The 14270-nt window shown below is 44.5% G+C and carries 13 protein-coding genes; 12 read left to right on the forward strand and 1 reads right to left on the reverse strand.

The genetic code is table 11. The features are described 5' to 3' along the window. Positions 1 to 69: 69 nt before the first annotated feature. The 11 genes from purC to ablB all read left to right on the forward strand — a co-directional run bounded on the left by purC (position 70) and on the right by ablB (position 11061). Positions 70 to 792 carry a phosphoribosylaminoimidazolesuccinocarboxamide synthase gene (purC, locus tag NST01_RS03350; RefSeq protein ID WP_007496901.1) on the forward strand — a complete coding sequence of 241 codons (723 nt, stop codon included), beginning with the start codon at positions 70 to 72 and terminating at the stop codon, positions 790 to 792. Continuing rightward, complete coding sequence (gene purS, locus NST01_RS03355; RefSeq protein WP_003214349.1) at positions 785 to 1039, forward strand: phosphoribosylformylglycinamidine synthase subunit PurS; 255 nt, start codon at positions 785 to 787, stop codon at positions 1037 to 1039. The genes purC and purS overlap by 8 nt, the downstream gene beginning before the upstream one ends. Continuing rightward, a complete protein-coding gene (gene purQ / locus NST01_RS03360; protein ID WP_017359821.1) occupies positions 1036 to 1719 on the forward strand; it encodes a phosphoribosylformylglycinamidine synthase subunit PurQ in 684 nt (227 codons plus the stop codon). Before purS ends, purQ begins: the two co-directional genes overlap by 4 nt. Continuing rightward, on the forward strand, positions 1703 to 3934 hold the full coding sequence (gene purL, locus NST01_RS03365; RefSeq protein WP_341041493.1) for a phosphoribosylformylglycinamidine synthase subunit PurL: 2232 nt from the start codon (positions 1703 to 1705) through the stop codon (positions 3932 to 3934). The genes purQ and purL overlap by 17 nt, the downstream gene beginning before the upstream one ends. Next, complete coding sequence (purF, locus tag NST01_RS03370; RefSeq protein WP_017359819.1) at positions 3910 to 5340, forward strand: amidophosphoribosyltransferase; 1431 nt, start codon at positions 3910 to 3912, stop codon at positions 5338 to 5340. The genes purL and purF overlap by 25 nt, the downstream gene beginning before the upstream one ends. Positions 5341 to 5436: 96 nt before the next feature. Beyond that, positions 5437 to 6477 carry a phosphoribosylformylglycinamidine cyclo-ligase gene (purM, locus tag NST01_RS03375; protein ID WP_017366751.1) on the forward strand — a complete coding sequence of 347 codons (1041 nt, stop codon included), beginning with the start codon at positions 5437 to 5439 and terminating at the stop codon, positions 6475 to 6477. Continuing rightward, on the forward strand, positions 6474 to 7043 hold the full coding sequence (purN, locus tag NST01_RS03380; protein ID WP_008344288.1) for a phosphoribosylglycinamide formyltransferase: 570 nt from the start codon (positions 6474 to 6476) through the stop codon (positions 7041 to 7043). Before purM ends, purN begins: the two co-directional genes overlap by 4 nt. Positions 7044 to 7058: 15 nt before the next feature. Next, positions 7059 to 8597 (forward strand): bifunctional phosphoribosylaminoimidazolecarboxamide formyltransferase/IMP cyclohydrolase, encoded by a 1539-nt coding sequence (gene purH, locus NST01_RS03385; protein ID WP_008344287.1) that lies wholly within the window; start codon positions 7059 to 7061, stop codon positions 8595 to 8597. 12 nt (positions 8598 to 8609) lie between these two features. Then, positions 8610 to 9884: a phosphoribosylamine--glycine ligase gene (gene purD / locus NST01_RS03390; RefSeq protein ID WP_046342862.1), complete on the forward strand. Its 1275-nt coding sequence runs from the start codon at positions 8610 to 8612 to the stop codon at positions 9882 to 9884. Between the two features lie 120 nt (positions 9885 to 10004). After that, positions 10005 to 10196 carry a hypothetical protein gene (locus NST01_RS03395; protein WP_017359816.1) on the forward strand — a complete coding sequence of 64 codons (192 nt, stop codon included), beginning with the start codon at positions 10005 to 10007 and terminating at the stop codon, positions 10194 to 10196. A 19-nt stretch (positions 10197 to 10215) separates the two neighbouring features. Further along, positions 10216 to 11061 (forward strand): putative beta-lysine N-acetyltransferase, encoded by an 846-nt coding sequence (gene ablB, locus NST01_RS03400; RefSeq protein WP_035391446.1) that lies wholly within the window; start codon positions 10216 to 10218, stop codon positions 11059 to 11061. On the opposite strand, the gene NST01_RS03405 is transcribed toward ablB, so the two are convergent. Further along, the gene (locus NST01_RS03405) at positions 11056 to 12714 is read right to left on the reverse strand and encodes a PucR family transcriptional regulator (protein ID WP_017359814.1); all 1659 of its coding nucleotides are present in this window, start codon (positions 12712 to 12714) and stop codon (positions 11056 to 11058) included. The genes ablB and NST01_RS03405 overlap by 6 nt on opposite strands. 191 nt (positions 12715 to 12905) lie before the next feature. On the opposite strand from NST01_RS03405, the gene NST01_RS03410 reads away from it, so the two are divergent. Then, complete coding sequence (locus tag NST01_RS03410) at positions 12906 to 14270, forward strand: aspartate aminotransferase family protein (protein WP_017359813.1); 1365 nt, start codon at positions 12906 to 12908, stop codon at positions 14268 to 14270.

Raw genomic sequence — 14270 nt, forward strand, 5'->3', positions numbered from 1 at the left:
ATGGGCCGCCTGCTAGTCAGGCGCCTAATCCTGAAAATTGCCAACATTCAAATTAGGAGGCCAATCTGAATGACTGTGAAACAAGAACTTCTCTACGAAGGCAAAGCGAAAAGAATCTATCAGACCGATGACGAGCATATTTTATATGTTGAATATAAAGACTCAGCTACAGCATTTAACGGTGAAAAGAAAGCGGAAATTGAAGGAAAAGGCAGACTGAATAACGAAATTTCTAGCTTGATTTTTCAAATGCTACATGAGAAAGGAATCAACAATCACTTTGTGAAACGCCTATCTGAAACAGAACAGCTCATTCAAAAGGTAGACATCGTACCGCTTGAAGTCGTTGTGCGAAACGTGGTGGCAGGCAGTATGTCAAAACGTCTTGGGATTCCAGAGGGAACGAAACTGGACACACCTTTGATCGAGTTTTACTACAAAGATGATGCACTCGGTGATCCGCTCATTACAGAAGATCATATTCGCATTTTACATGCAGCGACACCTGAGCAGGTCGAGGAAATGAAACAGATCACAAGACAAGTGAATGAAGAATTGAAGCAAATCTTCTCAGATTGCCATGTGAATTTAATTGATTTCAAGCTTGAATTCGGAATAGATCACGAGAATCGTATTTTGCTAGCTGATGAGATTTCACCTGATACGTGCAGGCTTTGGGACAAAGATACAAACGAAAAGCTTGATAAAGACGTGTTCAGACGAAACCTAGGCGGCTTAACAAATGCATACGAAGAAATTTTCAAAAGACTTGGAGGCCATAAACATGTATAAAGTGAAAATTTTTGTCAGCTTAAAAGAGAGCGTTCTTGATCCACAAGGAAGTGCCGTGCAGCACGCTTTGCACAGCATGTCTTATCAGGAAGTAAAGGATGTCCGTATCGGGAAATATATGGAGCTAGTCATTGAGAAATCAGATCGTGACTTAGATACAGTGGTCAAAGAAATGTGTGAAAAATTGCTTGCCAACACGGTGATTGAAGATTATCGCTATGAGGTGGAGGAGGTTGTCGCACAGTGAAGTTTGCAGTGATCGTCTTGCCTGGCTCTAACTGTGATATCGATATGTACCATGCGATTCAAGATGAGTTAGGTGAACAAGTTGAATATGTATGGCACGACGAAACGAGTCTTGATGGTTTTGACGGTGTACTCGTACCAGGCGGTTTCTCTTATGGGGATTACTTAAGATGCGGTGCGATTGCTCGTTTTTCTAACATCATGCCGGCTGTGAAAAAAGCAGCTGCGGAAGGAAAACCTGTTCTTGGTGTTTGTAACGGGTTCCAAATTCTTCAAGAGCTTGGCATTCTGCCAGGCGCAATGAGACGAAATAAAGATCTAAAATTTATCTGTCGTCCAGTTGAACTCATTGTAGAGAACAACGAAACGCAATTTACAAGCGGTTATCAAAAAGGTGAATCGATTACGATTCCTGTAGCACACGGAGAAGGCAACTTCTACTGTGACGAAGACACGTTAGCGAAGCTGATTGAACAAGGCCAAATCGCTTTCACTTACGGTGACGATATTAACGGCAGTGTGAATCGAATTGCAGGTGTAACGAATGAACAGGGCAATGTACTCGGCATGATGCCGCACCCTGAGCGCGCGGTTGATTCATTACTAGGCAGCGCAGACGGACTTAAATTGTTTCAATCTATCGTGAAAAATTGGAGGGACACTCATGTCACTACTGCTTGAACCAAGTCACAAGCAAATTAAAGAAGAGAAAATGTATCAGCAAATGGGATTGAGTGATGAAGAATTCGCTTTAATCGAATCCATTATTGGCAGGCTGCCAAACTACACAGAAACGGGTATCTTTTCTGTCATGTGGTCAGAGCATTGCAGTTATAAAAACTCAAAGCCTGTTTTAAGCAAATTCCCGACAAAAGGAGAGCATGTTCTGCAAGGTCCTGGGGAAGGCGCTGGAATCGTTGATATTGGAGACAACCAAGCGGTTGTATTTAAAATCGAATCACATAACCATCCATCTGCAATTGAACCGTATCAAGGAGCGGCAACAGGTGTCGGCGGAATCATCCGTGATGTATTCTCCATGGGTGCTCGTCCAATTGCGGTATTAAACTCTCTTCGTTTTGGTGAACTGACTTCACCGCGCGTGAAGTACTTGTTTGAAGAAGTAGTGGCAGGGATTGCAGGCTATGGAAACTGTATCGGGATTCCAACAGTCGGTGGAGAAGTTCATTTTGATCAAAGCTATGAAGGCAACCCGCTCGTTAACGCGATGTGTGTAGGGTTAATCAACCATGAAGACATCAAGAAAGGGCAGGCAAAAGGTGTTGGCAATACGGTCATGTACGTTGGTGCTAAAACGGGACGTGACGGGATTCACGGTGCAACATTTGCGTCTGAAGAATTTTCTGATGAATCAGAAGAAAAACGTTCAGCGGTTCAAGTCGGCGATCCGTTCATGGAAAAGCTTTTGCTTGAAGCATGTCTTGAAGTCATCAAAAATGATGCGCTTGTGGGCATTCAAGATATGGGAGCGGCTGGCTTAACTAGCTCAAGTGCAGAGATGGCAAGTAAAGCCGGTTCAGGTATCGAAATGAACCTAGACCTGATCCCTCAGCGTGAAACAGGCATGTCAGCGTATGAAATGATGTTGTCTGAATCCCAAGAGAGAATGCTGTTGGTCATTGAAAAAGGCCGTGAGCAAGAAATCATTGATATTTTTGAAAAATACGATCTTGAAGCAGTCTCAGTCGGTCATGTGACAGACGATAAAATGCTTCGTTTACTCCATCAAGGAGAAGTAGTGTGTGAGCTTCCAGTTGATGCACTTGCAGAAGAAGCACCGGTTTATCACAAGCCGTCAAGTGAGCCTGCATACTATCGCGAGTTTTTAGAAACAAAAGTGGAAGCTCCAGCGATCACAGATGCAGCAGATACATTGAAACAGCTGTTAAAACAGCCAACGATTGCGAGTAAAGAATGGGTTTACGATCAATACGACTATATGGTTCGTACAAACACAGTCGTTGCACCTGGCTCTGATGCGGGTGTGCTCAGAATCCGTGGGACGAAAAAAGCTCTTGCGATGACAACAGATTGTAACGCACGTTATCTCTACCTTGATCCAGAGGTCGGCGGGAAAATCGCCGTTGCAGAAGCCGCACGTAACATTGTCTGCTCAGGCGCTCGTCCGCTTGCAGTAACAGATAACTTGAACTTCGGTAACCCGGAGAAACCAGAAATCTTCTGGCAGATTGAAAAATCTGCTGACGGCATTAGCGAAGCTTGCCGTACTTTAAGTACACCGGTCATCGGCGGTAACGTCTCTTTATATAACGAGTCAAATGGAACAGCCATTTACCCAACGCCAGTCATTGGCATGGTTGGTTTGATTGAAGATACAGCTCATATTACGACTCAATCGTTCCAGCAGGCAGGTGATGTGATTTTCGTCATTGGTGAAACGAAGGAAGAATTCGCAGGCAGTGAGCTTCAAAAAATGACAGAAGGCCGTATCTACGGAAAAGCACCAGAAATTGATTTGGATGTAGAGCTGGCGCGTCAAGAAGCCCTATTAGCAGCAATTCAAAACGGACTTGTTCAGTCAGCACATGATGTGTCTGAAGGCGGTCTTGGTGTAGCTCTAGCTGAAAGTACATTTGGAACAGATGGTCTTGGCGCTGATATCCAGATCGATCTAAACAGCGCTGCATCACTATTTAGTGAATCACAGTCACGTTTTGTCGTCACAGTGAAACCAGAAAACCGCGAAGCATTTGCTGCGGCTGTGCAAGATGCAAAAGAAGTTGGAACGGTCACAAATGATGGTGTATTCACTGTCAAAAATCAAGAAGGACAACAATGGATTCATGCGGCAGTCAACGAGCTTGAACGCGCATGGAAAGGAGCGATCCCATGCTTGCTGAAATCAGAGGCTTAAACGAAGAATGTGGCGTCTTTGGGGTTTGGGGACACGAAGAAGCCCCGCAAATCACATATTACGGATTGCATAGCCTTCAGCACCGAGGACAAGAAGGTGCGGGAATTATTGCAACAGACGGTGAAAACCTGACGTCACACAAAGGCCTTGGACTGATTACGGAAGTGTTCCAAAACGGTGAGCTTAAGGATTTAAAGGGAAAAGGTGCGATCGGACACGTTCGGTATGCGACAGCAGGCGGAGGCGGCTTTGAGAATGTGCAGCCCCTCTTCTTCCGCTCACAAAACAATGGTAGTCTTGCCCTTGCTCATAATGGAAACTTGGTCAATGCAACGCAATTAAAACAGCAGCTAGAGAATCAAGGAAGTATTTTTCAAACGTCTTCTGATACCGAAGTGCTCGCTCACTTAATTAAGCGTAGCGGATATATGGATTTGAAGGATCAAATCAAAAATGCTCTGTCCATGTTAAAAGGAGCTTATGCTTTCTTAATTATGACGGAAACAGAAATGATCGTAGCGCTTGATCCGAACGGATTACGCCCACTTTCACTTGGTATGCTTGGGGATGCTTATGTTGTCGCTTCTGAAACATGTGCTTTTGATGTCGTCGGTGCTACCTATTTACGAGATGTAGAGCCTGGCGAAATGCTGATCATTAATGATGAAGGCTTAAAATCTGAGCGCTTCTCAATGAACATTAACCGCAGCATGTGCAGCATGGAATACATTTATTTCTCAAGACCGGACAGCAATATCAATGGCATCAACGTGCATAGTGCGAGAAAGAATCTTGGCAAGAAGCTTGCAGAAGAAGCACATGTCGAAGCAGATGTCGTGACAGGTGTGCCAGACTCCAGTATTTCTGCAGCGATTGGTTATGCCGAAGCAACAGGTATTCCATATGAGCTAGGTTTAATTAAAAACCGATATGTCGGCCGGACATTTATTCAGCCGTCTCAAGCATTGCGTGAGCAGGGCGTGCGAATGAAGCTGTCTGCTGTGCGCGGGGTGGTCGAAGGCAAACGTGTCGTCATGGTGGATGATTCCATCGTACGCGGAACAACAAGCCGCCGAATTGTGACGATGCTAAGAGAAGCAGGTGCGACGGAAGTGCATGTACGCATTAGTTCACCGCCAATCGCTCATCCGTGTTTTTATGGAATTGATACGTCTACACACGAAGAGCTGATTGCGTCATCTCATTCAGTGGAAGAAATTAGACAGGAGATCGGTGCAGACACCATTGCATTTTTATCTGTAGACGGTTTAATGGACGGGATTGGCAGAAAGTATGATGATCCGCAGCGCGGTCAGTGTTTAGCATGCTTTACTGGAAAATACCCGACCGAAATTTATGAAGATACTGTCCTTCCTCATGTGAAGGAAACAGTCCTGACGAAATAATCGAATAATGGAGCAGCAGTCAACGTGATTTGATATGCTGCTCTTTCATTCTGCCGAAAATACATGGAAGACAAGCAGATAAAAGGAGTGAATGGGATGTCAGAAGCATATAAAAACGCCGGTGTCGACATCGAAGCAGGATACGAAGCCGTTAAACGAATGAAAACACACGTAGAACGTACAAAAAGAGCAGGTGTCATGGGGGCTCTAGGCGGATTTGGCGGGATGTTTGATTTATCTGAACTGCCATATAAAAAGCCCGTACTTGTCTCAGGAACAGATGGTGTTGGTACGAAATTAAAGCTCGCTTTTTTAATGGATCAACACGATACGATCGGTGTAGATGCTGTTGCTATGTGTGTGAACGATGTACTTGCACAAGGGGCAGAGCCGCTCTTTTTCTTAGATTACTTAGCAGTTGGAAAAGCAGATCCTTTGAAAATTGAATCCATCGTCAAAGGTGTAGCTGACGGATGCGAGCAGTCTGGCTCAGCGCTTGTCGGCGGAGAGACAGCAGAAATGCCGGGTCTTTACACAGAAGAAGAATATGATATTGCTGGATTTTCTGTAGGTGTCGTTGAAAAAGATGAAATCGTCACAGGAGAGAACATCAAGGAAGGGCATTTGCTGATTGGACTCAGCTCTAGCGGAATTCATAGCAATGGCTATTCTCTTGTACGAAAAGTATTGCTTGAAGATGCGGGTCTAGATCTTCACCAAACGTATGAACCTTTTACAAGACCACTTGGAGAAGAGCTGCTTGAACCGACGAAGATTTATGTCAAGCCTGTTCTTAAACAAGTGAAAGCTGGCAAGGTTGACGGTATGGCACATGTGACAGGCGGCGGCTTTATTGAGAATTTACCACGTATGCTACCTGAAGGACTTGGTGTGGAGATTGATAACGGCTCATGGCCAGTTCCGCCTATTTTCTCCTTTATCCAAGAAAAAGGGCAATTGAAAGCAGAAGAGATGTTCAATGTATTTAATATGGGTATCGGCTTTGTCCTAGCCGTCAAAGAGGATGATCTTGTGGATGTGATCAGCGGACTTGAACAAGACGGAGAGAAAGCCTTCCTTATCGGACGAGTTCAAAAAGGAGAAGGCGTCACTTTCGGTGGTGGAAGCCTCTCATGAAAAAGTTTGCGATCTTCGCCTCTGGAAGCGGGACAAATTTTCAAGCCATTATTGATACGTTAAAAGAAGAACAGTGGCCGGCAAAAGCCGCCATTGTGATCTGTGATAAACCGGGTGCGAAGGTGCTGGAGCGGGCAGAGAAAGAGGGCATTCCGTCCTTTTCTTTTACGCCGAAGGCTTTCCCGAGTAAAGCCGCTTTTGAGCAAACCATCATTGAACAGCTGAAGCTGCATGAAGTGGAATGGATTTTCCTCGCTGGGTATATGCGACTGATCGGTCCGACATTGCTTGATGCATTTAGAGGGAAAATCGTGAATATCCACCCTTCTTTACTGCCAGCATTTCCTGGACTCGATGCGATTGGACAAGCCTATCAAGCAGGAGTCAAAGTGGCAGGCATCACGGTACATTATGTCGACGAAGGCATGGATACCGGCCCGATTATTGACCAAGCAGCCATTCATATTGAACAAGGGGAAGACCTTGAATCCATTGAAAAAAGAATGCATGAATTAGAACATACACTATATCCAAAAGTGATCAAATCACTTTTAGAATTATCTTAATGAGGTGACAAAGGCATGACGATCAAACGCGCATTAATCAGTGTTTCCGATAAAACAAATCTTGTACCTTTTGTGAAAGAACTAACAGAACTTGGCGTTGAAGTGATTTCAACTGGTGGTACACACAAACTTCTTCAAGAGAACGGCATTGATGTCATTGGTATTTCTGAAGTGACTGGCTTCCCAGAAATCATGGACGGACGACTCAAAACGCTTCATCCGAACATTCATGGTGGACTGTTAGCAGTGAGAGAAAACGATGAGCATATGGCACAGATTGAAAAACACGGCATTCAGCCGATTGATCTTGTCGTTGTGAATCTATATCCATTCAAAGAGACCATTTCAAAAGACGATGTCACGTATGAAGAAGCGATTGAAAACATTGATATTGGCGGACCGGGTATGCTTCGTGCTGCTTCTAAAAACCATCAGGACGTCACGGTGATTGTAGACCCGCGTGATTATGATTCTGTCGTTCAACAAATCAAAGAAGGCGGCGTCTCACTAGAGAAAAAACGTGAGCTTGCAGCAAAAGTATTCCGTCATACAGCTGCTTACGATGCCCTGATTGCGGATTATTTAACGAACTTTGTTGGTGAAACAGAGCCAGAACAGTTCACAGTTACATTTGAGAAAAAACAATCTCTTCGTTATGGAGAAAACCCGCACCAAGCGGCGACGTTCTATGAAAATGCGCTTCCAAGCAAAGGCTCTTTAGCTACGGCAACGCAATTACATGGAAAAGAACTTTCCTACAACAACATCAAAGATGCAGATGCAGCTCTTCAAATTGTACGTGAATTTACGGAGCCAGCGGCTGTGGCTGTAAAGCATATGAACCCATGTGGTGTTGGGACAGGTGAAACGATTGCAGAAGCATTTGACCGTGCATTTAAAGCAGATGAAACATCTATTTTCGGCGGCATTGTGGCGCTTAATCGTGAAGTAGACAAGCAAACGGCTGAGGTGCTCCATACGATTTTCTTAGAAATCGTCATTGCTCCATCGTTTAGCCAAGAAGCACTTGACGTGTTAACAGCGAAAAAGAACCTTCGTCTACTAACATTAGATGTAGAAGCAGATCTTGGGAAAAAAGAAAAGCAGCTCACAAGTGTTCATGGTGGATTGCTCGTTCAGGATATCGACACATACGGCTTAGAGGAAGCAACGATCTCTATCCCAACGAAAAGAGAGCCGACTGAAGACGAATGGAAAGACTTAAAGCTCGCTTGGAAAGTCGTCAAGCATGTGAAATCAAATGCCATCGTTCTAGCGAAGGATCAAATGACAGCAGGCATCGGCGCTGGTCAAATGAACCGTGTTGGCTCGGCTAATATTGCGATTGAGCAAGCAGGTGAAAAGGCAAAAGGCAGTGCACTAGGTTCTGATGCATTTTTCCCAATGGGCGATACAGTGGAAGCTGCTGCAAAGGCAGGCGTTACAGCGATCATCCAGCCAGGTGGATCTATTCGTGATGAAGAATCGATTCAAAAGGCAGATGAATACGGCATCGCCATGGTCTTCACTGGCGTTAGACATTTCAAACATTAAGGGGATGACAGTGTGAACGTATTAATTATCGGCAGAGGTGGAAGAGAGCATACCATCGCATGGAAAGTGAATCAAAGTGAACTTGTCAGCCAAGTATTTGTCGCACCCGGCAATGATGGAATGACAGACGCTGCGAAGCTTGTACCGATCGACGAAGGTGATCATGAGGCGTTAATTCGTTTTGCAAAAGACAATAACATCGGTTTAACAATTGTCGGTCCAGAGGTTCCTTTAATTGCAGGTGTCGTCGATGCATTTGAAGAAGCAGGTCTAAAGGTATTTGGACCGAATGCAAAAGCCGCAGTCATTGAAGGCTCAAAAGAATTTGCAAAAGACTTAATGAAAAATTATGAGATTCCGACGGCCGCTTACGCCACTTTTACATCGTTTGAAGAAGCGAAGGCATATGTGGAAGAAAAGGGTGCCCCAATTGTCATTAAAGCAGATGGGCTTGCCGCAGGAAAAGGCGTGACAGTGGCAATGACGCTTGAAGAGGCAATCAACTGCCTGCATGACTTTTTAGAGGATGAAAAGTTTGGCGATGCGAGTGCATCGGTTGTCATTGAAGAATTTTTAACAGGTGAAGAGTTTTCTCTGATGGCCTTTGTCAATGGAGAAAAGGTGTATCCGATGGTGATCGCACAGGATCATAAACGGGCATTTGAAGATGACAAAGGACCAAACACCGGCGGGATGGGCGCTTATTCACCGGTTCCACAAATTTCTGATGAAGTGGTACAAAAAGCGGTGGAAGACGTCGTCAAACCAGCAGCTCGCGCGATGGTGCAGGAAGAGCGTCCGTTTACAGGCATTTTATATGCGGGCTTAATGCTAACACCAGAAGGCTCAAAAGTCATTGAGTTCAATGCACGCTTTGGCGACCCTGAAACGCAAGTAGTGCTCCCTCGTCTTGAATCAGATCTAGTCCAAGTATTCCTCGATGTTCTGGACGGAAAAGATGTGGACTTGCAGTGGAAAGACACAGCCGCTGTCAGTGTGGTTCTTGCTTCAGAAGGATACCCGGAAGACTACGCAAAAGGCACACCAATCGGTGCTTTGCAAACAACGGTCTCTGATGTTGTGACCTTCCACGCAGGAACAAAAAAAGAAAACGATCAATTTGTCACAAATGGCGGCCGAGTAGCAAATGTGACCGCATTTGACGACACATTTGAAGCAGCAAGATCAAGAGTGTATGAAGCGGTTGAAGAAATCATTCAGCCAGGTTTATTTTATCGCCGTGACATTGGCGCCCGTGCGCTGAAGGCAGCGGGGAAAAACGTTTAATCAAAACACCTTTCTATCTGACGAGATGGAAAGGTGTTTTTTCTTCTTCTGTTCATAGGAGGGATGCGGGCAGATGATGAAGAAGTAGTATGGGATTACGAATAGATTTAGGGAGGAAACATGGAAATCAAAGCATTTATCATCTTTGCAAACGTCATGCTTGTTTTATATCTCATAACTATAAATAACATCATGGTGACTGCCATTAAGCAGAATAAATTGAAAAAAGGCTTTGCCATTAGTTATATGATCCTATCCATTTTTTCTGGTATTGCTATTTCTTCATTTTTAATTTGGAAGTTTTTTTATTAGCTAAGAGGGGAATGAGTATATGGTGCAATTGAAGAAGCTTGCAAACGATCGTTTTTCTGCTTTGATCTGTATGGATTCATTTAACGAGAGAATTCGTTTGGATGATTATAGCGGCAGGGTGCGTGATGTGATTCAGTCCGTGCTTCAGGAAGCGGCGGACTGCAAGGCGTCTAAGGTCATTGTAAAAGTAAGGCGTGAGCATATGCCTCTTTTTTTAGAAAAAGGCTTTCGGCTTGAAGGCGTGTTTTCTCATTATTTCCTCGGAAGTGATGCATACGGCATGTCGCTCTTTCTGACCGAAGATCGAATGAACAGCCCATTTTGGTTGAAGGAAGATGAAATCGTTGCGTCTATTCAAGAAAAGCCGATTAAAAAAGACCAAGGCGTGTGGCAGGATGAGTATGTGATGAGGAAAGCCGGTCCAGAGGATGTGCACAAGCTGGCAGCGCTCTATGATACGGTCTTTGAAACGTACCCCACGCCAATGAATGAGCCAGATTACATCCGAAAGGTAATGGAGGAAGGGACGGTTTTTTATGCCGTTGAACATGACGGTCAACTTGTAAGTGCCGCTTCTGCTGAAATCAATGTACCGTATGGTCATGCAGAACTAACAGATTGTGCAACCCTTCCCACATACAGAAAACTAGGATTCATGCATCATTTGATTCTAGCCCTCGAACAAGAGCTTCAATCCATGCACATTTATGTCTTTTATTCTCTTGCCCGTGCACTGTCCTATGGAATGAATCAAGTATTTTATCAGCTCGGGTATACATACACCGGACGCTTTCAAAACAACTGCTATATTTTTGACAAAATTGAAGATATGAATCTATGGGTCAAAACGCCAAATGAATCATGAAATGGTTCTCATCTGATCAAGCAGACCAGATAGGCGGTACGCCATGATACTGAGCTGCAGCTTCATCCGATCATCAGTGGATTTGAGGCTGCAGCCTGTTCTCGTTTCAATTTGTTTCAACCGGTAGCTTAACGTATGCCGGTGAATAAACAATTCCCCCGCTGACTTTTGAATATTTTCATTGTGTGCCAAATACACTTCGAGTGTATGAATGAGGTCAGCCCCTTGTTTTTTTGTATAAAGCAGCGGGCTTAACAGCTCCACATAAAAGTCATGCAAATTCATTCCGGCTTCGTTCATTTCAAGCAACATCCCATATAGACCGAGCTTCTGATAATGAATGATGCTGTCATCTGTTTTCAAAAGAGGAAGAAGCCTTGCTGCATACTGGGCTTCTTTTGCACTTTTGGAAAAGAGGCTGATCTGGTCGTAGGCTCTTCCAATGCCAATCACAATGGGATGGACGGGGAAAAAATAAGACCAAGTACTGCAGCATTCTTCTGATGCGCGATACCAATTTGTTTCTTGATACGTGCTTTTCCCTGCGGGTGTCAAGACGAAAATGGAATCAAGCCTTGCCTTTAATAAAAAAGGAATTTGTCTGCGTTCAAAAATGGATGTGAGCAATTGGGATAGGCGCTGCACCATTTGATGGTCGAGCTGTGTGTGCTGATGCTGAAATTGAAAGTAGATGACGACTTGTTCTTCGCTCATATCATATTGCAGCTTTCTTGCTTGTTCGATGACATAGCTTTCTTCTGTGTATTGCTGCTGCAGCATATCATCCAATAAATGCCCCTGCATTTGGTTTTCTGTATCTTGAATGGCTTTTTGTTTCAACCATTCAATCGCATACACCGCACCGGCATGCTCAATGGCGATGGCATCGAGATGGTGCCACGTCTCTTTTTTCTTTAACGCCACAATGAACCCGAAAATATCACCCATTGCAATCACAGGGCATGCTGCTAGAACAAACGCATCATATGTGACATAGACGAGCCGGCCTTTTTCCTCTGCCTGCTTGAGCAGAGAAGAGGTTTCAATCGGTTCGTCATCTGTTAGAAAGCCAAAAGTAGGAGAATAGGTCACTTCATCTGTTTCGAGATGAGCTGCTGTTTGGTGCAAAAACACATCCAGTACGACGATATTTGCCGCTGTGAGATGTGCCAGTTCATCCGTAATTTGCGTGACATTTTTATTGCTCACATTTAAATGGGTCAGTCTTTGATGAATCGCAGAAGAATATTTGAGCTGATGGAGCTGACTGCTGACGATTTGTTCTAGAACGGCTTTTGTGATGTCTGAAAAATTGACATGGGGCGGAATCTCGATGAGCGGAATACCGCTATTTTCGGCGGCTTCAATGAGTGATGCGGGAATTTCCGTTAAGTACACGCCTTTATAGATGGCAATGGCTGAAAGACGATGAGATTGAATCAATTTTTCAAGCCGGATGCGTCTTTCTTTATTTTCTGTCAGTCCAAATCCAGTTGTAACAAGTAGTTCTCCTTCAGAAAGTCTAGACGTGTCTTCAATAATTTCCACAATGGTCACCCACTGGATAAGACGATCCAGTCCATTTTCTCCAGCAAGCAGTTTGGTTTCTTTCATCATATCGAGCGAGAGTGCATCTTTGACGAGAATCGCCATAGACTCATGACCTCCTTTTGAACACTCTTATACACCATGTATAAAAAACACGTGTGAAATTCGGGCATATGGCGAATGGAGGATGACTGCCCTCTTGATTAAGCTAATCTTATACCAAGTATACAAAATTTTCTTGCGATTCATGTAAAAAGAAAAGTGCAGCTGCTGACAAGAGAGGGAGGAATGACAAAGTGGAGACCCGGGATTACTTAATCAAACCGATGTTAAATCAGCAATATCCTGTGGCTGTGAGAGGAGAGGGGATTTATTTATATGATCGGGACGGAAAAAAATATATAGATGGTTCATCAGGGGCAGTCACGGCAAGTATTGGACATGGCATACAAGAGATTATTGATGCGATGACGGAGCAAGCGAAAAAGGTGAGCTTTACGTACAGATCACAATTTACGAATGAACCAGCGGAAGAACTAGCGTATGAATTGAGTACACTTTGCCCAGGTGATCTGAACTGGTCTTTTTTTGTAGGGAGTGGTTCAGAAGCAACGGAGACTGCTATGAAAATGGCGATACAGCATTGGCAGGAGCAGGGGAAGACGGAAAAAAATCATATCATCTCAAGATGGATGAGTTACCACGGCATTACATTAGGGGCGCTGTCGATGTCAGGTCATATTGCAAGGAGAGAGCGTTTTGAACCACTGCTTGAAAAGCACCCAGTGCTGTCTCCGCCCTATAGCTACAGGTCATGGCTGCCAAAGGAAGACAGCAAGCAGGTCGAGTGGTATGTCCAGGAATTTAAAACCGTCATCCAGCGTATAGGAAAAGAGAGGATTGCCGCATTGATTGCTGAACCGATTGTTGGCGCAGCAGGAGCGGCGCTCCTGCCGCCAGACGGATATTTCGAAGCGATGAAGCGTGTCTGTGAAGAAAACGACATTTTAATGATCGCAGATGAAGTCATGACGGGCTTTGGACGAACTGGGAAAATGTTTGCGATGGAACATTGGGGCACCGTACCAGATATCATGGTTCTTGGAAAGGGCATGAGCGCTGGTTATTCTCCAATCGCAGCAGTTGTCTCAACGGATCGTGTGATGGCACCGATTATCAGCGGCTCCGGCTCTGTCATGGCAGGGCACACATATAGTGCCAATCCACTTTCAGCAGCCGTTTCATTAGCGGTCATTCGATATATGAAAAAGCATCAGCTTCCCGACCGGGCTGATCTTTCTGGGCGATATCTGATGAATGCTTTAAAAGATTTGCAAGTAAATCATTCCATCATAGGAGATGTGAGAGGGAAGGGATTGCTGATTGGCATTGAGTTTGTCGCAGATCGTTTATCCAAAACGCCATTTCCTGCACATGCTCAGATAACCAATCTTGTCGTTGAAACGGCAAAACAAAATGGACTGCTGGTGTATCCAGCAAGCGCTGGAGAGGATGGAGTCGGAGGAGCAGCGGTTATGATCGCACCGCCGCTTTCCATCACACAGCAGGAAATGGATGAACTGATTGATTTATTCGGGCAGACCATCACACAAGTCGAACAAGAAGTGATCAATCGAGGATTTTTCCCATCTGCTATGTAA

This window comes from Bacillus sp. FSL R7-0166 (assembly GCF_038008935.1).
GTDB lineage: Bacteria > Bacillota > Bacilli > Bacillales > Bacillaceae > Bacillus > Bacillus altitudinis.